General features: G+C 73.7%; 19 protein-coding genes. 11 read left to right on the plus strand and 8 right to left on the minus strand.

The features are described from left to right. Positions 1 to 36 precede the first annotated feature (36 nt). On the minus strand, positions 37 to 1,587 hold the full coding sequence (locus ACGF4F_RS00410; protein WP_357445157.1) for an NAD(P)/FAD-dependent oxidoreductase: 1,551 nt from the start codon (positions 1,585 to 1,587) through the stop codon (positions 37 to 39). Positions 1,588 to 1,823: 236 nt separating this feature from the next. On the opposite strand from ACGF4F_RS00410, the gene ACGF4F_RS00415 reads away from it, so the two are divergent. Continuing rightward, the gene (locus ACGF4F_RS00415) at positions 1,824 to 3,089 is read left to right on the plus strand and encodes a hypothetical protein (RefSeq protein WP_393073467.1); all 1,266 of its coding nucleotides are present in this window, start codon (positions 1,824 to 1,826) and stop codon (positions 3,087 to 3,089) included. A gap of 155 nt (positions 3,090 to 3,244) precedes the next feature. Here ACGF4F_RS00415 and ACGF4F_RS00420 read toward each other — a convergent pair whose 3' ends face one another. After that, the gene (locus ACGF4F_RS00420; protein ID WP_393073470.1) at positions 3,245 to 5,785 is read right to left on the minus strand and encodes a DUF6493 family protein; all 2,541 of its coding nucleotides are present in this window, start codon (positions 5,783 to 5,785) and stop codon (positions 3,245 to 3,247) included. Continuing rightward, on the minus strand, positions 5,782 to 7,116 hold the full coding sequence (locus tag ACGF4F_RS00425; protein WP_393073473.1) for an SWIM zinc finger family protein: 1,335 nt from the start codon (positions 7,114 to 7,116) through the stop codon (positions 5,782 to 5,784). Before ACGF4F_RS00425 ends, ACGF4F_RS00420 begins: the two co-directional genes overlap by 4 nt. A 115-nt stretch (positions 7,117 to 7,231) precedes the next feature. Here ACGF4F_RS00425 and ACGF4F_RS00430 point away from each other — a divergent pair, with 115 nt between their 5' ends. Both ACGF4F_RS00430 and ACGF4F_RS00435 read left to right on the plus strand, forming a co-directional pair. Next, complete coding sequence (locus ACGF4F_RS00430; protein ID WP_393073476.1) at positions 7,232 to 7,408, plus strand: GNAT family N-acetyltransferase; 177 nt, start codon at positions 7,232 to 7,234, stop codon at positions 7,406 to 7,408. A gap of 56 nt (positions 7,409 to 7,464) precedes the next feature. After that, positions 7,465 to 7,875: a type II toxin-antitoxin system Phd/YefM family antitoxin gene (locus ACGF4F_RS00435; RefSeq protein WP_357445143.1), complete on the plus strand. Its 411-nt coding sequence runs from the start codon at positions 7,465 to 7,467 to the stop codon at positions 7,873 to 7,875. Between the two features lie 93 nt (positions 7,876 to 7,968). Here the strand turns inward: ACGF4F_RS00435 and pgi are convergent, their stop codons facing one another. After that, a complete protein-coding gene (gene pgi / locus ACGF4F_RS00440) occupies positions 7,969 to 9,603 on the minus strand; it encodes a glucose-6-phosphate isomerase (protein ID WP_393074770.1) in 1,635 nt (544 codons plus the stop codon). A gap of 245 nt (positions 9,604 to 9,848) precedes the next feature. On the opposite strand from pgi, the gene ACGF4F_RS00445 reads away from it, so the two are divergent. The 4 genes from ACGF4F_RS00445 (at position 9,849) to ACGF4F_RS00460 (ending at position 13,529) form a co-directional block, all read left to right on the plus strand. Continuing rightward, positions 9,849 to 10,250 carry a hypothetical protein gene (locus tag ACGF4F_RS00445; protein ID WP_393073479.1) on the plus strand — a complete coding sequence of 134 codons (402 nt, stop codon included), beginning with the start codon at positions 9,849 to 9,851 and terminating at the stop codon, positions 10,248 to 10,250. Positions 10,251 to 10,286: 36 nt separating this feature from the next. Continuing rightward, positions 10,287 to 11,792 (plus strand): ABC transporter ATP-binding protein, encoded by a 1,506-nt coding sequence (locus ACGF4F_RS00450; RefSeq protein ID WP_393073482.1) that lies wholly within the window; start codon positions 10,287 to 10,289, stop codon positions 11,790 to 11,792. Between the two features lie 92 nt (positions 11,793 to 11,884). Then, entirely contained in the window at positions 11,885 to 12,934 is a 1,050-nt protein-coding gene (locus tag ACGF4F_RS00455) for an aldo/keto reductase (RefSeq protein WP_357445137.1), read from the plus strand. Between the two features lie 55 nt (positions 12,935 to 12,989). Then, a complete protein-coding gene (locus ACGF4F_RS00460) occupies positions 12,990 to 13,529 on the plus strand; it encodes an RNA 2'-phosphotransferase (RefSeq protein WP_357445134.1) in 540 nt (179 codons plus the stop codon). Between the two features lie 178 nt (positions 13,530 to 13,707). Here the strand turns inward: ACGF4F_RS00460 and ACGF4F_RS00465 are convergent, their stop codons facing one another. Next, positions 13,708 to 14,223, minus strand: a complete 516-nt coding sequence (locus ACGF4F_RS00465; RefSeq protein ID WP_357445131.1) for an NUDIX domain-containing protein — start codon at positions 14,221 to 14,223, stop codon at positions 13,708 to 13,710. A gap of 233 nt (positions 14,224 to 14,456) precedes the next feature. Between ACGF4F_RS00465 and ACGF4F_RS00470 the strand changes: the two genes are divergently transcribed. Further along, positions 14,457 to 16,439, plus strand: a complete 1,983-nt coding sequence (locus tag ACGF4F_RS00470) for a zinc ribbon domain-containing protein (RefSeq protein ID WP_393073487.1) — start codon at positions 14,457 to 14,459, stop codon at positions 16,437 to 16,439. 131 nt (positions 16,440 to 16,570) lie between these two features. On the opposite strand, the gene ACGF4F_RS00475 is transcribed toward ACGF4F_RS00470, so the two are convergent. From ACGF4F_RS00475 to ACGF4F_RS00485, 3 genes are all read right to left on the minus strand, one after another. Then, on the minus strand, positions 16,571 to 17,131 hold the full coding sequence (locus ACGF4F_RS00475) for an NADAR family protein (RefSeq protein WP_393073490.1): 561 nt from the start codon (positions 17,129 to 17,131) through the stop codon (positions 16,571 to 16,573). 168 nt (positions 17,132 to 17,299) lie between these two features. Next, positions 17,300 to 17,974: a peptidoglycan recognition family protein gene (locus tag ACGF4F_RS00480; RefSeq protein WP_357435961.1), complete on the minus strand. Its 675-nt coding sequence runs from the start codon at positions 17,972 to 17,974 to the stop codon at positions 17,300 to 17,302. A gap of 114 nt (positions 17,975 to 18,088) precedes the next feature. Then, complete coding sequence (locus tag ACGF4F_RS00485; RefSeq protein WP_357435959.1) at positions 18,089 to 18,835, minus strand: lysozyme; 747 nt, start codon at positions 18,833 to 18,835, stop codon at positions 18,089 to 18,091. 249 nt (positions 18,836 to 19,084) lie between these two features. Here ACGF4F_RS00485 and ACGF4F_RS00490 point away from each other — a divergent pair, with 249 nt between their 5' ends. The 3 genes from ACGF4F_RS00490 to ACGF4F_RS00500 all read left to right on the plus strand — a co-directional run bounded on the left by ACGF4F_RS00490 (position 19,085) and on the right by ACGF4F_RS00500 (position 23,816). Next, a complete protein-coding gene (locus ACGF4F_RS00490; RefSeq protein WP_393073493.1) occupies positions 19,085 to 19,435 on the plus strand; it encodes a YciI family protein in 351 nt (116 codons plus the stop codon). A 3-nt stretch (positions 19,436 to 19,438) separates the two neighbouring features. Then, positions 19,439 to 20,653, plus strand: coding sequence for an RNA polymerase sigma factor (locus ACGF4F_RS00495; protein WP_393073496.1), 1,215 nt, complete (start codon positions 19,439 to 19,441; stop codon positions 20,651 to 20,653). 85 nt (positions 20,654 to 20,738) lie between these two features. Beyond that, positions 20,739 to 23,816, plus strand: coding sequence for an NACHT domain-containing protein (locus ACGF4F_RS00500; protein WP_393073498.1), 3,078 nt, complete (start codon positions 20,739 to 20,741; stop codon positions 23,814 to 23,816). The last annotated feature ends 22 nt before the right edge of the window (positions 23,817 to 23,838 follow it).

The following is a 23,838-nucleotide window of genomic DNA, read 5'->3' on the forward strand; positions in this document are numbered from 1 at the left end:
TGACCACCCTCACGTCACAGCCCTTACCCAGCCGGCTCAGGGGCGCCGTACCGGAGCGGGCCGGGCGGCCCGGACCGACCCGATCCGGCGGTACCCGACGCGGCCGCTCGGGCGGGCGGGCACGATCGGGGCGTCCCGGCCGGTGCCGTGCCGGCCGTCGCCGGACGACCGCTGCTCGTGGTACTCCTGCTCGACGTTGACGGTCCAGACGTCGTGCCGGCTGCCGTGGGCGATGTTCTCGGCGGTCAGCATCGCCGTCAGCATCGAGTGGTCCTGGTTGTTGTAACGGTGCATCCCGTTGCGCCCCACCGGGTGCACGTTCGGCACCTCGCGGGCCAGCCAGTCCCGGATCACGTCCAGGTTCCGCTGGTACCGCTCGTCGTAGACCGGGTACGCCTTCGGCATCCGCACCACGTGGCCGGCCTTTACGCAGCCGGGACGGACCAGGCCGAGCCGCTCCAGTTCCGCGGTGGCGAGCGCGACCAGTTCCTCGTCCGGGGTACGCCACATCTCGTCGTCCTCGAAGACGAAGTACTCCAGCCCGAGACAGGTACGCCCGTCCTTGACCAGGTACGGCGACCAGGAGCCGAAGTTCTGGATGCGGCCCACCCGCACGGCCGGATCGTGTACGTAGATCCAGTTGTCGGGGAAGGAGAACTCGGCGGGCACCACCAGGGCGACGGTCAGAAAGTCCCGGTAGCGCAGGTCGTCGGCGGCGGCGCGGACCCCGGGCGGGGCCGCCGGGCGCATGGCGTGGACCAGCGCGGAGATCGGCATCGAGCAGACGACGTGGTCGGCCCGCTCGGTGCGTTCCCCGTCCGCGTCGGCCACGGTCACGCCGGTCGCCCGCCGGGTCGCTGGATCCCGGTGCACGGCGGTCACGCGGATGCGGGTAGCCACCGATCCGCCCCGCTTCTGCACCTCCTCGGCGCAGCGCTCCCACATCATTCCGGGCCCGAACTTCGGATACTGGAACTCGTCGATCAGGCTCGTCACGTCCGTGCGGTTGCGCCCAGGCAGCAGGGCGTTGCGTAGCGCCTTGGCGAGCGAGAGGTTCTTGATCCGCTGCGCCGCCCAGTCGGCCTGCAACTGGTCAGCCGGCATCCCCCAGACCTTCTCGGTGTAGGTCTTGAAGAAGATCGAGTAGAGCCGCCACCCGAACCGGGCCGACACCCAGCCCTCGAAGTGCGACTGGTCCTTCGGCGGCCGCAGCCGCGTCCACGCGTACGAGCCGAGACAGCGAACCGCCTCGGCGATGCCCAGGTTGCGCAGCGCGTTGCCGGCGTTCAGGGGGTAGTCGAAGAGCGCGCCGCGGTAGTAGATCCGGCTCATCCGGGGTCGGAGCAGGAAGTCCTCATCCGGCAGGAGCTCGTGCCAGAGGGCCTCGACCCGGGCGACCTTGGTGAAGAACCGGTGCCCCCCGATGTCGAAGCGCCAGCCGTCCCGTTCGACCGTGCGGCTGATGCCGCCCACGACGTCGTCGGCTTCGAAGACACGGACCGGCTCGCCGTGGCGCAGCAGTTCGTACGCGGCGGTCAGACCCGCCGGTCCCGCGCCGATGATCACGGTGCCGTTGTCGTCGCCCATGCTGCCCGGAGCCCCCCGCTGCCGTGTCGGATGCGGCAGCGCGCATACCCGTCCGGCGCCCCGTCTCACCTGTGCCGGCCGGGCGAATCTCACCCGCATCCGGTCCGCCGCGGCTCCGTCCGTGGACACAATCCACTCGGTTCGGCGACGACCACGGGTGGGCGAGGCCAACGGGATGTCGGGGACCTCCGCGGTCCGGCGGTCGGTCGCGGTCGCGACGACCCGGTGGGGGACGGATGGGTGGCGGGCTGCGGGTGGGCCGTGCGACCCCGGTTGCCCGACGCTCCCGCCTCCGCGATCGGCTGCGGCCGCTGGCCCGTGCGACGTCCGGGCTCGCCGCCCGGGTGCCCGCCCCCTGGGGCTTCGTGCTCGCCGTCTTCGTCGGGTCGAAGGTCGTGCTCAGCCTGATCGGCGTGGCCGTGCTGGCCGCCTGGGACGGGGTGCCCGGCGCGCCACCCGCAGACGAGACGCTGATGCGCGCCCAGCAGCACGATGTCTCGCCGCACCGCTGGATCTCCCTCTGGTTCGCCTGGGACTCCTTCCTCTACGACTATCTCGCCCAGGTGCCGCTCGACCGGCCCTGGCGCGACTTCGGCTTCCCACTGCTCTACCCGTTCCTCGCCCGGCCGTTCGCCGTGCTGCTCGGCGGGCACACCGCGTGGGCACTGCTGCTGGTCAGCAACGCCGCCCTCGTGTTCCAGCTCTACTACGCCCATCAGCTCGGCGGTCGCCTGCTCGGCGACAACGACGCGGACGCCGCCGCCTCGGGGCGCCGGTTCACCCGCTACCTGCTGCTCCTGCCGGCCGCCTTCCTGTTTCAGGCGGCGCTGACCGAGTCGCTCTTCCTCTGCCTCGCCCTGGCCGCCTTCTGGTACGCCGAGCAGGGCCGCTGGCCGCTGGTCGGGATCGTCGGCTACTTCCTCGCGCTGAGTCGCTCGATCGGCTTCCTGGTGGTCGTCCCGCTCGCCCTGGTGCTGCTGCGCCAGCACGGCTACCGCCTCGGGCTCCGGTCGCTCGGTCGATACCTGAGGATCGGCTGGCCGCTGCTGCTCGTGCCGGCCGGGTGGCTGACCTTCATGGCGTTCGGCAAGTGGCAGAGCGGCGACTGGTACGCGTACAAGCACGCCCAGGAAGAGGGCTGGGGCATCAGCGTGCAGAATCCGCTGGGGGTGATCAGCCACGGGCTGACCGGCTCGTCGGGCGACGCCCTACGGGCCTGGGTCGCCGTGGCCGTGTTGGTGGTGGCGCTCGTCGGCCTGCGTCGGGCCGAGCTGCCTTACCTGGTCTACACGGTGATCGTGGTGCTGGTGCCGCTGTCGATGGGACCGCCGGTGTACCGGAGCCTGCTCCGCTACCTGCTCGCCGCCTTCCCGGTCGCCCTGGTGCTGGCCCGCTGGGCCCACCGGGCCACCCTCGACAGCTGGCTGACCGCCGCTCTGGCGCTAATCCAGGGCGCGCTGTTCGCGGTGTGGCTGACCTACTGGACCCACTTCATCATTTGACGTGCGTGACCGCCGCGGACCCGTCGAGCATGCCGGGCGTGATCAGGGTAGCCCCGGTCCAGGGACGCGTTGACCGGCGAGGGCGTCGACCACCTGTGCGCCGAGCTGGCCGCCCGGCTCCGTCGGCGCTGACGCCCCTGCCCCGCCACGAGCGCTCAGACGTCCAGCTCGGCGGCGAGCCGCCGGGCTTCGGTCACCAGCCGGCTCCCGCCGCCCCGGGCCACCACGTCGGCCAGGCCCGGCACCTCGATCCGTACCCCGGTCGCGGTGGCCGTCTCGGCGGCCAGGGTGAGCAGGTCCGGGGTGCCCCGGGGTGGGGTGGGCGCGGCCAGCAGCGGCGGCAGCGCCGCGGCGAGCAGCCGCCAGGTGCTCAGCCGGGCGCCGGCCGACACCGCGTCGCGCAGCGGCGTCGCCGCCCGGGTCAGCGTCACCTGGCCGTCCGCCGCCAGCGCCCCCAGGTGCCCACCCACGGCCGGCGCGTCCAGGTCCCCGGCCGCGGCCAGCATGAGCAGGGCGTCGAGCGTGGCGACCCGGTCCACCTCGTGGCGGGCGCACAGCCCGTACGCCAGGGCCAGGTCGAGCGCCGGACCGCCCGCGCCGGTGCACTCGGCCAGCGCCGGCAGGATCGTGGCGCCCTCGCGGACGTCCTCCTGCGCCGTCTCGGCGATCTGCCGGAGCAGGCGGGCGGCCACCAGGCCCCGGTGCCCGGGCAGTACGGCCGGCCAGAGGTCGTCCCAGCCGCTGTGGTGCTGCCCCACCGGCCGGGGCGTGACGGTGAGCAGGCCGAGCTGGTCCGCCACGCCCTCCGGTGGCGTCGTGGCGACCAGCGTCCGCCGTACCGGCAACCGGTCGTAGCCCCAGTCGTAGGAGCCCGACCGGTCCCGCCGGCCGACGGTCACCACCTGCTGGGCGGGTGCCGGGAGGGCGTCGCCACGCAGCCAGCTGGCCAGGTCGTCGCCGGCCGGCGTGCCGAGTGCCGCCGCGCGGGCCGCCAGCGGCTCGTCCACCACGGCCGGCAGCCGCAGCAGGGCCTGGGTGAGATCCCACCGCCAGACCGGGCGGTCGCCCAGGGCGGCCAACCGCTCGTACAGGGCGGCCGGGTCGAGGGCGCCGGTGGCTGAGGTCGGCGCGGCGAGCAGGCCGGGATCGTCCCGCCCGTCCAGCCGCTGCCCGATCTCGGCGAGCCGGGCGCAGTACAGCTGCGTCAGTGCGGGCCGGCGGGCCCGGTCGACGGCCGGGCCACGGCGGAACAGGCGCCACGTCCGGGGGCGGGACTCGGTGAGCATGCTGGCCCAGTGGCCGCGGCGGGCGGCCGCATCGGCCGGGTCGGCGGCGGCCCGCAGGACCCAGTGCAGCTGGACCGAGAGGTTGAAGACCGCCCACATGTGGTCGTACGCGCCCACCCGCTGGCGTTGCAGCACCGGCAGCAGGGCCGCCCGCAGCCGGTCCCCGTCGGTGGTCGCCAGCCGGAGCAGCCCGTCGAGGATCCGCTCCACCGCCAGCGCCGGCCAGCGCCCGCCGAGCAGGGCCGACACCTCCTCGACCAGCTCGTCCACCTCGGCGATCGGCGGCGGGGCGGCGGCCGGCGGCGCGGGGGGCGGCAGTTCGTCGCCGGCCACCGGCACGGCGACGGCGGCGGCCGGCCGGTGACCGTGCCGCGTGGCGATCGCGGCCGCCCGGTCCCGCAGGTCCGCCCCCGGGTGCTCGGCGGCGACCGCCACTACGGCCGCGATCTCCGCCGCCCGATCGGGGCGCTGCCGGGCGAGCCGGTCCAGCCAGGACAGCTGTCCCCGGACCAGCGCCTTCTCCGGGCGGGTGAGCACCGCGCGGGACACGTCCAGCAGCGACTCCAGCTCCACATCGACGTCCAGGCTCCGCAGCGTCCGCTGCGCTGTCGTGGCGACCGGCCCGGGCGCGTCCGCGAGCAGCCGCAGATACGCGGCCGACCGCGCCGCCACCTCCGCCGGGGCCGGCGCCAGCAGGTCGTGCAGCGCCAGGAACGGTTGCAGCGCGGTCGGCCGGTCCCCGCGCAGCAGCCGCCCGAGGACGCCGTCCAGCAGGGTCGACCGGTCCAACCGCCCCTCCGCCGCCAACGCGGCCAGCGCCTGCGGCACCGCCTGCCGGTCGCCGCCGGCCCCGCCGGCCGTCAGCTCGAGGCCGACCCCGTCCACCTCGAACAGCCGCGGCAGCAGCACGTCCAGGAACGGGTCGGCGCGCAGCCGGTCGAGCAGGGGAGGGCGCTGTCGGTTGCCGGGGCGCCACCACATCGCCCGCGCCCAGCCTGCGACGAACGCGTCCCCGGTGGGCGGCGCCGCCTTCTCCGCCACCAGCAGGCCCGCGACGAAGTGCCAGCCCTCCCCGGGCTCGTTCCGCCGCAGCCGCTCGGCCAGGTCGGCCAGCCAGGTCACCCCCCGCTGCCGGGCCGTCTCGACCACCGGCTCCGGATCCGCGTCCCCCAGCCACACCGACCGTCGGCCCAGCAGCGCCGCCACCTTCGTCGCGGTGCTCAGCGTGCCCACGGCGGCCACCGCCAGCGCGGTCGACTCCCTGCCTGACCACCAGTGGTCCCGCCGCCGCCGGACGTGCGTGACCAGCTCGTCGCCGAGCGCCCGGCGGGCCGCCTCGTCCAACTCGACCAGCGCTGCCTGGACAGCCGGAACCTTGCCGCGGACCAGCGGCTCCCAAAAGTTCCTCATGCCTTCACCTCCGCCGGCGCCGTCGCCATCGACACGGCCAGCGCGTGCTTGCAGGGCCCGCGCTGCCCCTGATGCCGCCCCCACCAGCGGCAGGAGCAGGTGTACGCCCCGTCCGGCAGCCGCCGCACCCGGTAGACCTCCGCGCCGCTGCGTACCGTGGCGTGCCCGTCGGTCCACTCGATTGCGCCGCGCTCGACCAGCGCCCGCGCCCCGACCAGGCGCGGATTGTCCCGCTCGGCCCGGCCCGCGTCGTACGGCATGACCCGGTGGAAGTACCCGCCGTCGGCCACGTCGTAGCCGACCCGCCCGGCGGTGCCGAGCTGGGCCAGGGCGGCGCGTACCCGGTCGTCGGACAGGCCGGCCGCGTCGGCGAGCGCGGCGACGTCGATCGTCGGGTCCCAGGAGAGCAGGGCGCCGACCAGTTCGGCGTCGTCGATCACCTCGTCCCCGGCCAGGGCGAGCAGGGCGGCGCCCTCGCCGGAGAACCCGCGGTAGGGCTCGGGGGAGAGGGTCAGCGACAGCCGCAGCGTACCGGTGTCGAGTTCCCAGGTGCTCGCCACCGCGGGCGAACCGGCCCGCACCGGTGGCCCGTACACCCGCAGGGTGCGCGCGTGCCGGAGCAGGCCCCGCAGGGCCGCGAGTCGGCCCGCGCCGGCCAGGCAGACGGCGCCCGGCGTCGGTCGCGAGGTCAGCCGGAGGGTACGCCCGGCGGGCACCGCCCAGAGCACGGAACGGTCGTTGGCGCCGGGGAGTCGACGCAGGAACGCGGCGGCCTCCGCAGCGGGGATCTCGGCGCGCGGCTCGAACGCGGCGGTGAGCACGTGCACCTCGGCGAAGCCGCGCAACCAGCGCCCCGGCAGCGGAACCTTCTTCTCCACCACGGCACCGTCCATGGTGGAGACCGTCAGGTCGTCGGGGCCGACAGCCAGGTGCAGCGGCTCGATCCCGCCGACCCGGGCCAGCGCCTCCCGCAGCGGCGGGTTCACGTCGACGTTGGTCGTGCCGTGTCCGACGATGTCGCCGTCGAATCCGGCCGGGACGACGTCCAACCGCGCGTACACCCCGCAACAGCCGGAGAAGGACTCGAAGCGCAACCGGTCCCGGCTGCCCGTCACCACCGGGTCCAGGCTCGCCGGGTTGACCGGCTGGTGGTAGCGGGTGCGAGCCACCTCGGCGACGGCGAGCAGCCCGGCGGCCGCCGCCGCGGGCGTGGTGAGGAAGCCGCTGAAGAAGCGCGGGTTGGCGGCCGGTCCGCCGCAGGTCTGAAGGTCGAGACCGGCGGGGCGCAGCGCGGACGGCTGGAGGTATCGGTACGTCTGGACGGCGTTCACGGCGCACACCGTAGGGCGACCGACCGACAACCTCCGGCGGCCCGGCTCCGGCCTGCTAATGGTCACCCGCGCCGCCCGCGTGATCAGGGCGGTCCGGGAACGTGGCATCCACCGGGTGGAGTGGGTGACGAAGTCCGGCAACAAGCGCAGCATCGCCGTCGCCCGACGGTTGGGCATGCGCCGCGACGGCGTCCTCCGCGCGGCCGCCCCGGGCCCGACCGGCCGGGCCGACATGGAGGTCTGGTCGGTGCTGGCACCGGAGTGGACGGCAGGGCCGCCGGCCGCCCGCTGACCCGCGTCACCGCCACGCGGCGCAGTTTTGTCGTACCCGGACGTGAACATCTGTCCATGGCTGCCCCCGCCCTGGCCGACCGGTCCCCCCAGCCGCGCGCCCTGCCGCTGCGCGAGGTCCGCACCCGGCTCACCCAGCTCGTCGCCCTCGCCGAGCTGACCGACACCGTCACCGTCATCACCCGCGACGGCGACGCCCGCCCGGTCGCCGCGATCGTGCCCGCCGCGGCGGCGCGCACGGCGGCCCAGGCCCGGGCCGACGCCGAGCGGATCGCCGCGATCAGCGCCGGCTGGTCCCGCCGCCTCGAGGAGCTGCACCGGCAGAGCAGCCGGCGGCACGCGGCCGAGCGGCGCGCGCTCACCGACGCCCTCGCCGAGGTCTGGGCCGAGCTGGAGCGCCGCGTCCCGGCCGGCGACCCGGCGCTGGCCCGGCTCCGGGCCGCCCACGCCGAGTTCCTCCGCGACTGACCCGCGCGACCGGCCCGGCGCCGGCCGGACCGCCACACCTCGGAGCCCTTAGCGGTCGCTCCTCGGCATGGCGGTCACCGCGCCGGAAGGCGGTCAGTCCCGGCCGCGCTGGGCTCGGTAGCGACGGATCAACGCCGCGGTCGACGAGTCCACGTCGCCGAGCTCGGGGTGGGAACCGGTGAGCTTGGGCGCGAGCTGGTTGGCCATCACCTTGCCCAGCTCCACGCCCCACTGGTCGAACGAGTTGATGTCCCAGACCGTGCCCTCGGTGAAGACGATGTGCTCGTACAGGGCGACCAGCTGGCCCAGCGTCGACGGGGTCAGCTTCGGCGCGATGATCGACGTGGTCGGGTGGTTGCCGGCCATCACGCGGTGCGGCACCACGTCGGCCGGGGTGCCCTCCGCCTCGACCTGCTCGCGGGTGCGGCCGAAGGCCAGCGCGGCGGTCTGCGCGAAGAAGTTCGACATGAACAGGTCGTGCATGTCGCCCAGGTCGTGGTTGGGCTGGCTGAACGCGATGAAGTCAGCCGGGATCAGCCGCGTCCCCTGATGAATGAGTTGGTAGAAGGCGTGCTGGCCGTTGGTGGCCGGCTCGCCCCAGAAGATCTCCCCGGTCGGGTACGTCACGGGCCGGCCGTCGACGGTCACCGACTTGCCGTTGCTCTCCATGGTGAGCTGCTGCAGGTATGCCGGGAACCGGTGCAGGTACTGCGCGTACGGCAGCACCGCGTGCGTCTCCGCGTCGCAGAAGTCGGTGTACCAGACGTTCAGCAGGCCCAGCAGCGCCGGCACGTTCCGCTCCACCGGCGTGGTCCGGAAGTGCTCGTCCACGGCGAAGTAGCCGGCCAGCATCTCGCGGAACCGGGTCGGCCCGATCGCCAGCATCACCGACAGGCCGACCGCCGACGGCAGCGAGTATCGGCCGCCGACCCAGTCCCAGAAGCCGAACATGTTCTCCGGGTCGATGCCGAAGTCACGAACCCGTTGTTCGTTGGTGCTGACCGCGACGAAGTGCCGGGCGATCGCCGAGTCGTCGGCGTCCAGCCCGGCGAGCAGCCAGCGCCGCGCCTGGTCGGCGTTGGCGAGGGTCTCCTGGGTGGAGAACGACTTGGAGACCACGACGAACAGCGTGCTGGCCGGGTCCAGGTCGACGGTCTTGTCGTGGATGTCGGTCGGATCGATGTTGGACACGAACCGGCAGCTGATGCCCGCGTCCCGGTACGCCTTCAACGCCTCGTAAGCCATCACCGGCCCGAGGTCCGATCCGCCGATGCCGATGTTGACCACGGTGGTGATCCGCTCGCCGGTGTATCCGCGCCAGGCACCCGAGCGGACCCGCTCGGCGAAGGCCGACATCCGATCCAGCACCCGGTGCACGTCGGCGACCACGTCCTGCCCGTCCACCACCAGCGACGCGTCGCGGGGCAGGCGCAGCGCGGTGTGCAGGACGGCCCGGTCCTCGGTGGAGTTGATGTGTTCCCCGGCGAACATGGCGGCGATCCGGTCGGCCAGCCGGACCCGCTCGGCGAGCGCGGTGAGCAGGCGCAGCGTCTCGTCGGTGACCAGGTTTTTGCTGTAGTCCACGTGCAGGTCGGCGACGTCGCCGGTGAGCCGCTCACCCCGCTGCTCGTCGGCGGCGAACAGGTCCCGCAGGTGGGTGCCGCGCAGTTCCTCGGCGTGCTTGCGCAGGGCCTGCCATTCGTCCGTGGTGGTCACGTCCACAGCCATCAGGTCGATCTTCTCCTTCACGACATGGTCTGCCAGCGGGCCGTCGTCGCCCCGCTGCCGGCGACCCCACCAGCCTGCCACCCACCGCAGGTGCGCGCGACGGGACCGGGCATCACCCATTCCTTGGAACGGGCGCCCCGCGCCACGCCGGTTGCGACACCTGTTCGACACGCCGACTACGGGGAGACAGCGTGAGGTAGCGGATCGTACGCTCCGGTCACTGACCGTACCGGTGAGGAGGGCCCATGACGACGGTGATCGGGCCCCGGCCTCCGTCCGACGAGGACGAGCCGGCCGACGGCGCGGCGGAGCCGCTGCCGGAACTGGAGGACGGCCACTGGATGCACCGGGCCACCGAGTTCGCCCACACCAGCTTCGGCTCGGTGGCCCGCCGGCTCCCCGCCCTGGTCCGCGAGGCGGTCGCGCTGGCCTGGGCGACCAGCCGCCGGGACACCCTCGCCTCGATCGGGCTGAACGTCGCCGCCGGCGTGCTCACCACCCTGGGGCTGCTCGCCACCACCGGGGTGCTGCGGCAGCTCTTCGCCGCCGGTCCGACCCCCGACCGGATCCGCGCCGCCCTGCCGGCCCTGCTTCTCGCCGCGCTGGCGGTCACCGCACGCGGCGCGCTGACCGCCGCCGCCGGCTGAGCGCAGGCCCGGCTCATCCCGCAGATCAACTACCAGGTGGAGCTGCGACTGTTCGAGACCACCACGGCGGTCGAGCTGGCCGCCTTCGACGACGCCGGCTTCGCCGAGGAGATGGACCGCGCCCGGGACAAGGGCATGGCCGAGGCCGCGTCGATCGTCGACGACACCGTCAACCTGGTCACCGGGCTGGTGGGGGTGCTGGCCACCGCCGCCGCGGTCACCGTGATCCAGCCGGTGCTGCTGCCCTGCCTGCTGCTCGCCGCCGCGCCGGAGGCGGTGACCGCGGTGAAGATGGCCCGCCGCCGGCACCTCGACTGGCTGGGCCGGATCACCCGGCGCCGTCGGATGTGGATGCTCGCCCAGCTGATGGCCGACCGGCACACCGCCGCGGAGATCCGGGCCTACCAGATGCGGGACTTCCTGCTCGCCGAGTATCGCCGGGTCATCGGTCTGGAGACCCGCGCCGAGCTGCGGCTGGCCCGCGCGCTGACCGCCACCCGTGCGGTCGGCCTGTCGATCACCGGGGTCGCCGCGTTCGCTCTCTACGCGGTCCTCGGCGGCTTGCTGCTGACCGGCGTGGTGGCCCTCGCGGCCGCCGCGACCGCCCTGCTGGCGGTGCAGTCCGCCCGGGCCGGGCTGCGGACCGCCGTGTTCGCCACCAACTCGCTCTACGAGGACGCGCTCTACTACCAGGACTATCGCAACTTCGTCGACCGCGCCGGGCAGCGGGTGCCGGCCGGCGGCGACCGGGGCGTCGACGCTGTCGAACACATCGAGCTCGACCAGGTCACCATGCGCTACCCGGACACCAATGTCCCGGCCGTGGACGGCGTCAGCCTCACCATCCGGCGGGGGGAGGTGGTCGCCCTGGTGGGCGAGAACGGGTCCGGCAAGACCACCCTCGCCAAGCTCATCGCCGGCCTCTACCGGCCCACCGAGGGGATGATCCGCTGGAACGGGGCGGACCTCGCCGAGCTGGATCCCCGGCAGACCGCCGGCCAGGTGGCGGTGATGAGCCAGGACTGGCGGAAGTTCCCGTTCACCGCCCGGCAGAACATCCGGATCGGCCGGCACGACCGGGCCGCCGGGCCCGCCGGCCCGACCGTCGAGGACGCCGCCCGCGGCGCCGCCGCCCACGACATGATCACCGGGCTGCCGTTCGGGTACGACACGCTGCTCGACCGGCAGTTCAAGAACGGACAGGACCTCTCCGGCGGCCAGTGGCAGCGGCTGGTGGCCGGCCGCGGCCTCTACCGGGACGCCCGGCTGCTGATCTGCGACGAACCCTCGGCGGCCCTGGACGCCCGGGCCGAACACGCCCTCTTCCAGCACCTGCGGCGGCACCCCGACCGCGCCGTCGTCCTGATCACCCACCGGCTGGCCAACGTCCGGCACGCCGACCGGATCTTCGTGCTGGACCACGGCCGCCTCATCCAGCAGGGCAACCACGACGAGCTGATGGCGCAGGACGGGCCCTACCGGGAGCTGTTCGAACTCCAGGCCGCCGGCTACCTGGCCGAGGCGGGGGAGGGACCGGGCTGACCGGTTGACCTCGAGTGCACTCGAACTCCTAGGGTTGCCGGACCGGCCGCCGCCCGGTCAACGCGGCGTACCCCTCAGAAAGGAACAACCCTGTGCGCTACCGCGTTCTCGGCGGCACCGGCATCCAGGTCAGCACCCACTGTCTCGGCACCATGATGTTCGGCGCGGTCGGCAACCCCGACCACGACGACTGCGTACGCATCGTCCACGCCGCCCTCGACCAGGGCGTGAACTTCGTGGACACCGCCGACATGTACTCCGCCGGCGAGTCGGAGGTCATCGTCGGCAAGGCGCTGCGCGGCCGGCGCGACGACGTGGTCCTGGCGACCAAGGTGCACTTCCCGATGGGGGAGGGACCCAACCGGGGCGGCAACTCCCGGCGCTGGATCGTCCGGGAGGTGGAGGAAAGCCTGCGCCGGCTGGGCACGGAGTGGATCGACCTCTACCAGGTGCACCGGCCCGACCACACCACCGACGTGGAGGAGACCCTCGGGGTGCTCACCGACCTGGTCCGGGCCGGCAAGATCCGTGCCTTCGGCTGCTCGACCTTCCCGGCCGAGGAGATCGTGGAGGCACACCACGTCGCCGAGCGGCGGGCGCTCGGCCGGTTCCGCACCGAGCAGCCGCCGTACTCGATCCTGGCCCGGGGGATCGAGACTGCGGTGCTCCCGGTCTGCCAGCGGTACGGCATGGGCGTGCTGGTCTGGAGCCCGCTGGCCTCCGGGTTCCTGTCCGGCCGCTACCGGCAGGGCCGCACGGTGGACCTCACCGCCGGTCGGCCGGCGCTCACCCCGGTCCGCTTCGATCCGGCGCTGCCCGGCAACGCGGCGAAGTACGCCGCCGTCGAGCAACTCGTCGCGCTCGCCGACGAGGTCGGCTGCACCCTGCCCGAGCTGGCCGTCGCGTTCACCGTCGCGCACCCCGGGGTCACCTCGGCGATCATCGGGCCGCGCACCATGGAGCAGCTCGACGGGCTGCTCAAGGGCGCGTCGCTCACCCTCGACGACGCGGTGCTCGACCGGATCGACGAGATCGTCGCTCCCGGCACCAACCTCTACCAGCCGGATGGCGCCTGGTCGCCGCCCGTCCTCACCGACCCGGCCCGCCGACGCCGCCCCCTGGCGGATCGCGCCGCCGCCTGACCGCCGCCCGCTGATATCCGTCGACCGGTGCGTCGGCGTGCGCCACACTGACGGTGTGGATCATCGTGATCTGGTCCGGGTGAGCAAGCGGATGTCGCTGGCGCTGCGGCACCGCCCGGACCGGTTCGGCCTGACGCTCGACCGGGCCGGCTGGGTGCCCGTCGCCGACCTGCTCGCCGCGCTGCGGATCAGCCGCGTCGACCTCGACGCCGTGGTCGCCGGCAACGACAAGCAGCGCTTCGCCGTCGAGCGCGGACCCGACGGCGTCGACCGGATCCGGGCCAGCCAGGGCCATTCCGTCCCGGTGGACCTCGGCCTGACACCGACCCCGCCGCCGGACCGGCTCTACCACGGCACGAGCGAGAGCGTCCTGCCGGCGATCCGGGTCGAGGGGCTGCGCCGGGGCCGCCGGCACCACGTACACCTGTCGCCGGACGTGGCGACCGCCCGCCGGGTCGGGGCGCGCCGGGGCTGCGCGGTGGTGGTGCTGACCGTGGACGCCGCCGCCATGGCCGACAACGGCTACCTCTTCTACCGCAGCGCCAACGGCGTCTGGCTGACCGACCTCGTCCCCGCCACCTACCTGACCACCTGACCCGCCGCCGCCTCGCCCGTTCCCGCGCGTTGACCATGAAGTTGTTGCCGTGACACGCCGGTGTCGGCGTCGACAAAGATCAACCCGCCGGCTCCGGGTGACTGTGGCGGTCAGGTGGCGGTGACGGGGTGGTGGACGACGCCGCCGAAGAGGCAGAGGTCGGCGGCGCCGACGAGGGTCAGGCCGCCCACCGTTCGGCGAGGAAGTCGGCCAGCACCCGGGTATGCGTGGAGAAGGCCAGCTCGACGGGCTCGGTGAGGACGACCCACTCGGTGGCCTCCTCGGTCGGTGCCGACGGCGGCAGGTCGCCGACCGCCCGCTCGGGCAGTACGCCGAAGACCATCATGGTGCCGCCCGCCGGCGCCCCGTGCACCGCGAACAGCCGCGCCTGCTCGGCGTCGGCCAGCAGGCCGGTCTCCTCACGCAGCTCCCGGACCAGCGCCTCCGACCACTCCTCGCCGTACTCGATGAAGCCGCCGGGGAGCGCGAGCTGCCCGCGGGCCGGCTCGATGTCCCGGCGGACCGCCACCACGCCCAGGCCGGTCGGCGTCCGGACCGGCAGCACCGCCACCGCGACCGGCAGCGGGTTGCGCCACACCGTCCCGCCGCAGGCCGCGCAGACCCGCGGCCAGCCGGCCTCCGCCGAATAGGCGGCGCCGCAGTACGAGCAGTGCGAGTACGGTGTGACGGTCACGCCGCAGCACGTTACCCGCCTGGCTCGCCGGCCGTCAGGCTGACCGATTTGATTATCTATGATCAGTGATCATAGATTGGTCTGTGTGGAACGTTTTCGGCTTTCCAAGGCCGGGAAGCGTGTCGGTGTTCACCCCGTGGCACATCACTTTTGGGCTGGCTCGGGAGGGTTCCGGTGGTGTGGGTCGGTCGTGAGGGCCGGTTTTTCTGGGTCGGTGTTGAGGCGTTGAGTCGGTGAGCGGGAAGCTGCGGCTGGCCGAGGGTGAGGCGGCCCGGACCGCGTGTGCCCGCGCTGCGCTGCGCGTGGGGGTGGATGAGGCAACCGGCGAGGTGCTGTCCCGGACGGTGCTGGCGCAACGGGTCGGTTGGTGTGCTGACCTGGTGGCGGGCATGGTGGCCGCGCTGGTCGGTGAGCATTGGAACCGCGTGGATGTGGAGGTGTTGGCGGCCGGGGTGGATGCGGGTGGACGGAGGTTGCCGTCGCACGCGTGGATGGCCGTGCAACGCCTCGGGTGGACGGTCGCCCCGCCTCGGGGTGTGAGGGTCAATGACCGGGTCGTGCGGATGGCGCAGGAGCAGGCGGGGCGTGCTCTTCGTTCGGCGGCTTGGCGTGCTGATGTGACCGCCGGGGTCTTGGCGGTCTGGCCGGCCGATCCGCGTAAGCGCACCCCCGCGGAGTGGGATCAGGTTCGGGCCTCGATCCCCGGCGGCGAGTATTTGCCGTCGAATGTCATCAAGGGCCGGAGCCGGCAGGCCGCCGCGTTTGCGAAAGTTAACGGCCGCCTGCCGGTGGACGTGTTCGAGTTGGAAGGCGTCCCGCGGATTCCGCGGATGTTGCTGTTGGCCGCGTGTGATCGGCAGCACGCCATCATCGAGCGCAGCGACACTGACCCGGGCAGGGCGCTGCTGCGGCTGCAACTGCCCACCCGTCCGGATCCGCGAGGGTATCGGGACTGGACGTGGGTCGAGTGTCGGATCGCGTTGCCGTCCACGGTTCCCGCCTCGGCGGTGCTGCACCTGCCCACCCTCCGCGTCACCGACGGGACGGTGCGTGCCGACATGGCATACACGCACGCCGTGCCGAAAGCCCGGGCCACCGGTCACTCGGTGGCGCTTGGCGTGGACTGGGGCCTCAACACCCTCCTCAGCGCCGGTGCCCTACGACTGCACGCCAGCGGGCGGATCACGGCGTTGGGGGCTGGTGGACAGTTCCGCGCCGCCGGCGTCCTGGCCAAGCAGCACCGCCTCCGGCGCCTGTCAGAACAGCTGCACGCGAAGGCCGACCAGTACGCGCGGCTGCTCGGCGGCCGCCCGGACGAGCATGTGAGAGTGAAACGCGAGGTGCTGGCCGGCGAGATCCGCCACGTGTCCGACCGCCGCCAAAACTTGAACGATGCGCTCGCGTGGGCTGCCGCCCGCTGGACGGTCGACCAGGCGATCGCCGCCCGGGCGTCCGTCATCTACCTGGAAGGCCTGCGGTCGATGGAAGCCAAGGGCATGGGGCACAGCCTGAACACGCGCCTGTCCCAGCAGGTCCGCGGAAAGATCAGCGACCGGATGCGGCACCTCGCCGCCGAGGCCGGTATCGCCGTGGTCACCGTCCCCGCCCGGAACACGTCCAAGCACTGCCCGCAGTGCCTGGCCCCGCTGCAACATCGCAAGGCCCCCGACAAGCCGACCGCCGCGGGATGGAAATGGGCCATCTGCCCCAACACTGGCAGCTGCGGTTGGCAGGGCGACCGCGACCAGGGTGCCTGGCGCCGGATCGCCGCCCGCGGCCTCACCCACCAAGCCAAAACCGTCACCGACAAGACCACCGGCGCCCTGGTGATCCGCTCGGTCGTCGACGCGTTCGAAGCCGGCGCCGTCGTCACCCCCAGCACCTCCACGGCCTGCCGCCGGGACCGGTCGAAGACCGGCCCCACCCGGCACAAGCCAACATGCCCCGTGCCCAGGCGACGCGGGGCACCCTCCTCCACCCGGCCTCACGGTCGGGCGGGCAAGCGTCCGGAGGGACACGCACCAACGGACCGGCCGAGGCTGCCTCGCGCAGCCCACCGGCACCAGGGCGTGAACACGATCAGCACACCCACCACCGCCGGCCACCGGCCACGCGGAGCCGCCTTGGGCGCAGGATTCCATCACCACGTCCATGCATCTCCACCACGGTGGGAAACGATCCCGGAAACTCAATCCGACTCAGGATCGCTAAGCTGATCAGGGACGCTTCGGCCGCGACCGGGCTGCGCGCCCCTCCGGCGTGAACCAGAACTACTCCTGAACCGCTGCCCGCCATCCCCGGACACGAGCAGCAGCGGCTCGTCGCCGGGACCGGGGGCGTGGGGTGGTCACGTCCGAGCCGCGCGCAGCGTGGCGCGCGCCTCCATCAGGGCGAAGCCGAGCAGGTTCTGGCCTCGCCACCGGGCCGGATCATCGGCGCGCGGGTCGTCGGCGGCCAGACCGATGCCCCAGATCCGGTCCACGGGGCTCGCCTCGACGAGCACCCGCTCCCCGGTGCCGAGCAGGAAGCGCCCCAGCTCGTCGTGCTGGCCGAACTTGGCCACGCTGCCGGCCACCACGATGTCGTAGCGGCGCGCCGTCCAGGTCGCCTCGTCGAAGCCGCGGACCTGCCGGCCGAGCGTCTTGGCCCGCCGCGGGTGCCCGCTGGCGAGAATGCGCTCGGCGATCTCCGCGTCGCCGAACAGCGTGGCCTTGTGCCACATCATCCAGTGCTCCGCAGTGGGGTAGGTCCGGCCGTCCACGGTGAACGGTGCCGGCCACCACTGGCTCAGGCAGCCGGTGCCGACGCTGCCGTCGCGCTGCGGGCGGTGGCCCCAGAAGTGCAGGTACTTGACACGCCGCCCGGACCGGTCGGCGGTGACGAGGTCGGCGATGGATCGGGGCGACATGATCGACAGTCTGCCCGAGGGCAATGGCCTTCCGCCGCCACGTTTGGGCGCAGCCGGAATCGGTTGGCGGGGCCGCCGCCGGTAGCCTGCGCCGACCGAGCGGAGGAGGATGCTCTGGTGGTCGCGGGGCGCCCCGGTGAGGCGCCCCGCGACGGGCGGGTCGGGCCGTCAGCCGCCGAGCAGGGCGGCCACCGCGCTGCGCAGCTCGGGCAGCCGGTCGTGCAGCAGTCCCGGGCACTGCGTGTTGTTGAAGTCCTTGTGCCCGTAGATCTCGCTGGACGGGATGCCGTACTGCTGGCAGGTGAAAGCGCAGAACCACACCAGGCTGTCCCAGAGTGCCTTCGGTGGCTGCACGTCGAGGTAGATGCCGTCGTTCTCGATGCCGATGGCCTGGCTGTTCTGCCCGACGCAGTGGGCGCCCTGGACCATGGTCTGCCCGTGCAGCAGCGCGTACAGGCTGCCGTGCCGGCCCTCGGTCAGGTAGCCGCCGCGGCTGTTGGTGAAGTGCTGCCCGGAGTCGAGCCAGCCGTTGGTGTCCATGTGTAGGTTCTGAATGTCGCGCGAGTTCCGGTAGGCCTGCGCCAGGCTGTAGTCGGTGGTGTTCGGGAACGCCGTGTGATGGATGATGATCTTGTTCGGGCGGCTCTGCACGACGCTGACGTTGGTCGCGGGCGGGCGGGCGCCCCAGGTCGCGCAGTTGGCGATATCCGGCTGGTCGACCCGGGTGGCGACGGCCCGCGCGTCGCGGTCGTCGCCGAACTGGGTGAACGCCGTGGCGCCGGCCGCAGCGCCGAGCAGGACCGCGCCGCGCAGCACGGCCCGGCGGGGGACGGGGACGGACATCGGGGCCTCCTCAGGGGTACGGACGCCGGTGGCGGGCGGCTGCTCCCGGGCCCCGGCGTGGCGTCAGACACGCCGCGCCGGAGTGGCCGAAAGGGCGCCCGCCACCGGAGCGGGTCAGCAGGGTCCGTTGCAGGCCAGCACCTTGAGCCGGTCCAGGGTGCCGTTCCAGACGTTCTGGTCGCCCGGGAAGGTGCCGGAGGAGGCCCACTGCCAGAACGAGTACGTCCCCCAGCCGGCCGGCAGGGTGCCGACGCTGCTGGAGTAGCGCGCGATCCAGAGCGGGTTGTTCGCGGCGAACTGCGAGGTGTTGCCGGTGCAGGTGGTCCACCAGTCGGTGGTGGTGTAGATGGTGGCCCACCGGCCCGTGCGGGCGTAGTACTGGTTGACGAACGAGGCGATCCAGCTGCGCATCGAGGCCTGGCTCAGCCCGTAGCAGGTCGCACCGTACGGGTTGTACTCGATGTCCAGGGCGCCCGGCAGGGTCTTGCCGTCCTTGGACCAGCCGCCGCCGTGGTCGACGAAGTAGTTGGCCTGGGTGGCGCCGCTGGACACGTCCGGCCGGGCGAAGTGGTACGAGCCCCGGATCATGCCGACGTTGTACGAGCCGTTGTACTGCTGGGCGAAGTACGGGTTGGTGTAGCCGGTGCCCTCGGTCGCCTTCACGTACGCGAAGCGGGCGCCGTTGTTCCAGGCGGCGGACCAGTTCACGTTGCCCTGCCAGCTGGAGACGTCCATGCCGGGCAGGCCGGCCGGCGCGGCGCTGGCGGGCGTCGCGCCGAGCAGGGCCGAGGCGGCCAGGGTGACGGTGGCGAGCACGGCCGTGGCGGCCGTACGTAGCGCCGATCGCAGGGGACGGTTCATCTTTCCCTCCCGGGGGGTCTGCCGCTCGCGGCGGCGGGAGTGGGTGAAAGGAACTGTCAGTATTACGTCACAGGATGGAGACAAATTTCAATAGATACATGGAAGATCATCTTCGTGAGTTTCGGGCAACCCCCGCACACGTCAGGCGCGTAGAACCCTTCGGCCGGCGTGTCGATCCCGGCGCCGCCCGTTCGTATGGAGGGTGAAGGGGCCGGCGGCGGGCCGGCCCGGACGGGCGAGGAGAAGCGCATGAAGCAGTACCTGATCAGCATGTACCAGCCGGCCGGCGAGTGGCTGCCGGAGCCGGAGTTCCTGGCCGAGGTGATGCGCAAGATCGACGCCATCCACGACGAACTGGTCGAGGCCGGGTCCTGGGTCTTCGGCAACGGCCTGCACGCTCCGGAGACCGCCACCGTGCTGCGTCCGCAGGGTGACGAGGTGCTGATCACCGACGGGCCGTACGCGGAGGGCAAGGAGTACCTCGGCGGCTTCACCATCATCACCGCCCCCGACCTCGACGCCGCACTGGAGTGGGGCCGCCGGTACGCCCTGGCGACCACGCTGCCGATCGAGGTGCGCCCGTTCCAGGGCGAGGTCTGAGGGGTGCCCGACCCGACCGACGTCGAACGGATCTTCCGCGCGGAGTACGGGCGCGCGGTCGCCGTGCTGGTCCGCCTCCTCGGCGACATCGACCTCGCCGAGGAGGCGGTCCAGGACGCCTTCGCCACGGCGGTCGACCGGTGGGCCGCCGCGGGGCCGCCGCCCAGCCCGGCCGGCTGGATCATCACCACCGCCCGGAACCGGGCCATCGACCGGCTGCGCCGCGAGGCGTCCCGCGCCGACCGGCAGGCGCAGGCCGCCCTGTTGTACGCCCCCGACGCACCGGCCGAGGAGGGACCCGTGCGGGACGACCGGCTCCGCCTGATCTTCACCTGCTGCCATCCGGCGCTGGGCACCCCCGCCCGGGTCGCGCTGACCCTGCGGCTGCTCGGCGGGCTGAGCACCGCCGAGATCGCCCGGGCCTTCCTGGTGCCGGAGCCGACCATGGCGCAACGCCTGGTCCGGGCCAAGGCCAAGATCCGGGATGCGCGGATCCCGTACCGGGTGCCGCGTGACGCGGACCTGCCGGACCGGCTGCGAGCCGTGCTGGCCGTCGTCTACCTGATCTTCAACGAGGGGCACACCGCCAGCTCGGGGGACCAGCTGGTCCGCGACGAGCTCTGCGCCGAGGCGATCCGGCTGGGCCGGCTGCTCGGCGAGCTGATGCCCGACGAGCCGGAGGTGCTCGGACTGCTGGCGTTGCTGCTGCTCACCGAGGCGCGGCGGGCCGCGCGTACCGGGCCGGGCGGGGTCCTGGTGCCGCTCGGCGAGCAGGACCGTGGGCGCTGGGACCGCGCACTGATCGCCGAGGGGCAGGGCCTGGTCCGGCGCTGCCTGCGGCGGGACCGGCCCGGCCCGTACCAGATCCAGGCGGCGATCAACGCCGTGCACAGCGACGCCCCGACGACGGCCGACACCGACTGGGCCCAGATCCTCGCCCTGTACGACCAGCTCATGCGGCACGCTCCCGGGCCGGTGGTGGCGCTGAACCGGGCGGTCGCGCTGGCCGAGGTGGCCGGGCCGGCCGCCGCGCTGGCCCAGGTGGACGGCCTGGACCTGGCCGGCTACCACGTCTTCCACGCGGTCCGCGCCGACCTGCTGCGGCGGCTCGGCCGCGCGGGGGAGGCGGCCGCGGCGTACGACGCGGCGATCGCGCGGACCGACAACCACGCCGAGCAGGCCCACCTGCGACGGGTCCGCGACCTGCTGCTTCCGTGAGCGCCCCCGGCGCCCCGCAGCCGGTCCGCTGTCCGGACAGGAGGGTGGGGCTGCGGGGAAATCCTCGGCCCCGCAGAATCGTCCGGTGCGGCGCGGCGTGTGGAAATGGAGCTTCGTCACCGTCGTGACCCTGCTGGGCGCCGGCGGCACCGCCTGGGTCTGGCTCCGGTACGACTTCGAGAAGGTCAACTGGCTCTGGGGTGTGGTCGCCGGGGTCATCGCGGTCTACGTGGTGGTGGACCAGCTCTTCGCCGGGCGGGAGGCCGCCCCGCCGACGGCCTGGGTGCACCGGCGGGCCGCCGCCGACGAGCTCGCCGAGCTGATCCGGCGGGAGCCCACCGAGCAGACGCTGCTGCGCGCGGTCGACGAGCCGTACCCGCTGCCGGTGGCCTGGCACAACGCCCCGGAGCGGCTGATGCCGTCCTGGCGCTCGATCGGCCGGTCCGCCGACGCCGGACCCGTCGACCTCACCGGACGGGACGGCACGCTGTGGGAGTGCTACCGCTCGGTGCCCTCGGGGCGCCTGCTGGTGCTGGGACCACCCGGATCCGGCAAATCGATCATCGCGCTGCGGCTGGTCCGGGAGTTCGCCACCCGGCGCGACCCGGAGGCGCCGATCCCGGTGCTGCTGCCCGTGGACTCCTGGGACCCGGGCGCCGAGGGGTTCCACGACTGGCTGGCCGACCGGATCACCCGGCGGTACCCGTACCTCGCCACCGGCCACCCGCGCCGCGAGGCGGTGGTGCGTGACCTGCTGCTGGCCGACCTGGTGGTGCCGGTGCTGGACGGCCTGGACGAGCTGCCCGAGGACCGGCTCAGCGCCTGCCTGGCGGAACTCAACGAGCTGCCGACCCAACGGTTCGTGCTGACCTGCCGCTCCGCCGTCTACGAGACGTACCTGATTCAGGGCGAGCGGCTGCGGGCGACCGCCGTGGTGACCCTCGCGCCGCTGACCGCCGCGCAGGTCGGCCGGTACCTGCGGGACGCCGCGCCGCTGCACCAGGTGGGCAACTGGTCCACCGTGGCCGACCGGCTCGACGCCGACCCCGAGCTGGCTGCGGCGCTGTCCACCCCGCTGCTGGTGGCCCTGGCCCGGACCGCGTTCGACCAGCCCGGCACGGACCCGCGCGAACTGCTCCCGCTGGCCGCCGAGCGCGGCCGGCGCTCGGTGGAGGACGAGGTGCTGTCCCGCGCGGTCGACGTGGCCCTGCGGTCGCGGCGGGGCGGGCAGGGTCTGCGCCGCTGGGAACCGGACCGGTCCCGCCGCTACCTCGCCCAACTGGCCAGCCACCTGGAGTCCCTGGACAGTCGCGAGTTCCGCTGGTGGCAGCTCCCCGTCGCGCTCCCGCGTCCGTTGTGGGTCGCCTTCGACGGTCTGCGGGCCGCTGTCGCGGCGTGGCTCGCCCTGTCGCCGGTCGGGGAGGCGCTCGGCGCCCTCGCTGCCGTGACCGGTCACGCCCAGGTCCGGGAGCTGCTGCACGGCGTCACCGCCCGGCCGTCCCTGCTGGTGGCCCTGGCGGCCCTGGCGGCGGCCGTCCGGTCGGCACTCCGCGACGACCCGCACCACGGCGTGCCGCCGGTACGGCCGGTCTTCACCGGCGGGTTTCGGGCCCTCCTCGAGGGACTGGTGGGCGGACTGGTCGGCGGTGCCTTCTGGGGCGCCCTGACCTGGCCGCTGTTCGTGGCGATCGGGCCGCCGCCACGGCTCGGCACGCTGCTCGGCGCCGTGCCCGCCGTGGCGCACTGGTCGGTGCCGACCCAGTGCGCCCTGGCCGTCGGGGTGGGCTGGTGCGGATTCACCGTCGTCCGCTCCGCGCTGCGCGTCGACCTGTCCGCCCCGGCTGCGGAGTTGAGCGCGCTCAGTCCCGCGGGGACGCTGCGGGCGGACCGCGCGGCGACGATCGCCGCGCTGCCGCTGACCGCCGTCCGCGCCGTGGCGCTGTGGTTCCTCGGCCTCGCCGCCCTCTGGCTGGCCGGCCTGTCCGACTTCCCGCCGCCGGTGGCACAGGGGTACGCCGGGCTCGGCCTGGGCCTGGGCTGGTGGCTGTACCGGCGGGGCGGCAGCGCCTGGTTCCGCTTCGGCGTGGCCCGGTTCGTGCTCGCCGCGCGCAACCGGCTCCCGTACCACCTGCTGGCCTTCCTCGACCACGCCGACGCGGTCGGTCTGCTCCGGCAGGGCGCGGGTGCCTACCGGTTCCGGCACGGCCGGCTGCAGGCCCGGCTGGCCGCCGGGTCGGTGGCCGGCCGGCGTGGCAGCCGGCTGCGCGAGGACTTCGCCGTCGAACTCGCCGGGGCCGGCTACTGGCCGGAAGCGTTCCAGACGTTGGCCGCCGTCGCCGACACCCGGGCGGCCAACATCGGGCTCGACGACGATCGCACCGGGGTGGCCCTGCGCCGGGCGGTCCTGGTCGGGGCGGCAGCCGGCCACTGGAGCGGCCTGGCCGACCTGCTCGCCCAGCTCCCGGCGCCGCCGGCCGCCGGGGCGGCCCGTACCCCGGTTGAGGAGCAGCGGCGGGTGATCGCCGAGCTGGTCGGCCGGGACGCCCCAGTGCAGGAACTGCTCGCCGCCGCCGACGAACTGGCCGCGCGGGAGGAGCGGAGCGGGCGGCCCGAGCCGGCCACCGCGGAACTCCAGGCGGTGCTCCGGTACGCCGCCGGCGACGTGGCGGCGCGGGATGCGTGCGAACGGTTGGTCGACGCCGTGCGGTCCGCCGGACTCGACGCCGAGTGGTCCGCGCCCCTGGCCGCCGGGCTGCTGGCCCGGCTGACCCTCGCCGAGGGGCAGCCGACCGAGGCGGTGGCGATCTGCCGGTACGACCTGTACTTCGCCGACCTGCTGCCCGCCGGGTCGGACCTGCTCCCGCTCGTCGAGACCTGGCGGTGGTCGGCGGCGGTGCTACGCCGGGTCACCGACGAGCGGGCCGAGACCTTGCGGCGGATCCGCGTCGCGGTCAGCGCCGAGCGTGAGCGCGGCAACCGCCCGGTGCTGACCCGCCGGGAGGCCGCCGAGATCGGCCTGCACGCCTGCCATCGGCTGATCGGGCATCCGATGTTCGGGCCGCTGGCGCTCGGCGTGGCGTACCGGCTCGCCAGGGTGCTCCGGGCCCCGGACATCGTGGCACTCACCCTGCGCCGCGCGGTCCCCATGTGGCACGACGGCTGACGGTCACGCGGCGGGTGCTTCG

The organism is Micromonospora sp. NPDC047740 (assembly GCF_043204735.1).
Taxonomy (GTDB): Bacteria; Actinomycetota; Actinomycetes; order Mycobacteriales; family Micromonosporaceae; genus Micromonospora.

Coding starts and splice junctions, on each gene's coding strand:
- ACGF4F_RS00410 (WP_357445157.1), bottom strand. CDS start 1,587: ATGGGCGACGACAACGGCACCGTGATCATCGGCGCGGGACCGGCGGGT.
- ACGF4F_RS00415 (WP_393073467.1), top strand. CDS start 1,824: ATGGGTGGCGGGCTGCGGGTGGGCCGTGCGACCCCGGTTGCCCGACGC.
- ACGF4F_RS00420 (WP_393073470.1), bottom strand. CDS start 5,785: ATGAGGAACTTTTGGGAGCCGCTGGTCCGCGGCAAGGTTCCGGCTGTC.
- ACGF4F_RS00435 (WP_357445143.1), top strand. CDS start 7,465: ATGGCTGCCCCCGCCCTGGCCGACCGGTCCCCCCAGCCGCGCGCCCTG.
- pgi (WP_393074770.1), bottom strand. CDS start 9,603: ATGGCTGTGGACGTGACCACCACGGACGAATGGCAGGCCCTGCGCAAG.
- ACGF4F_RS00445 (WP_393073479.1), top strand. CDS start 9,849: ATGACGACGGTGATCGGGCCCCGGCCTCCGTCCGACGAGGACGAGCCG.
- ACGF4F_RS00475 (WP_393073490.1), bottom strand. CDS start 17,131: ATGTCGCCCCGATCCATCGCCGACCTCGTCACCGCCGACCGGTCCGGG.
- ACGF4F_RS00480 (WP_357435961.1), bottom strand. CDS start 17,974: ATGTCCGTCCCCGTCCCCCGCCGGGCCGTGCTGCGCGGCGCGGTCCTG.
- ACGF4F_RS00485 (WP_357435959.1), bottom strand. CDS start 18,835: ATGAACCGTCCCCTGCGATCGGCGCTACGTACGGCCGCCACGGCCGTG.
- ACGF4F_RS00490 (WP_393073493.1), top strand. CDS start 19,085: ATGAAGCAGTACCTGATCAGCATGTACCAGCCGGCCGGCGAGTGGCTG.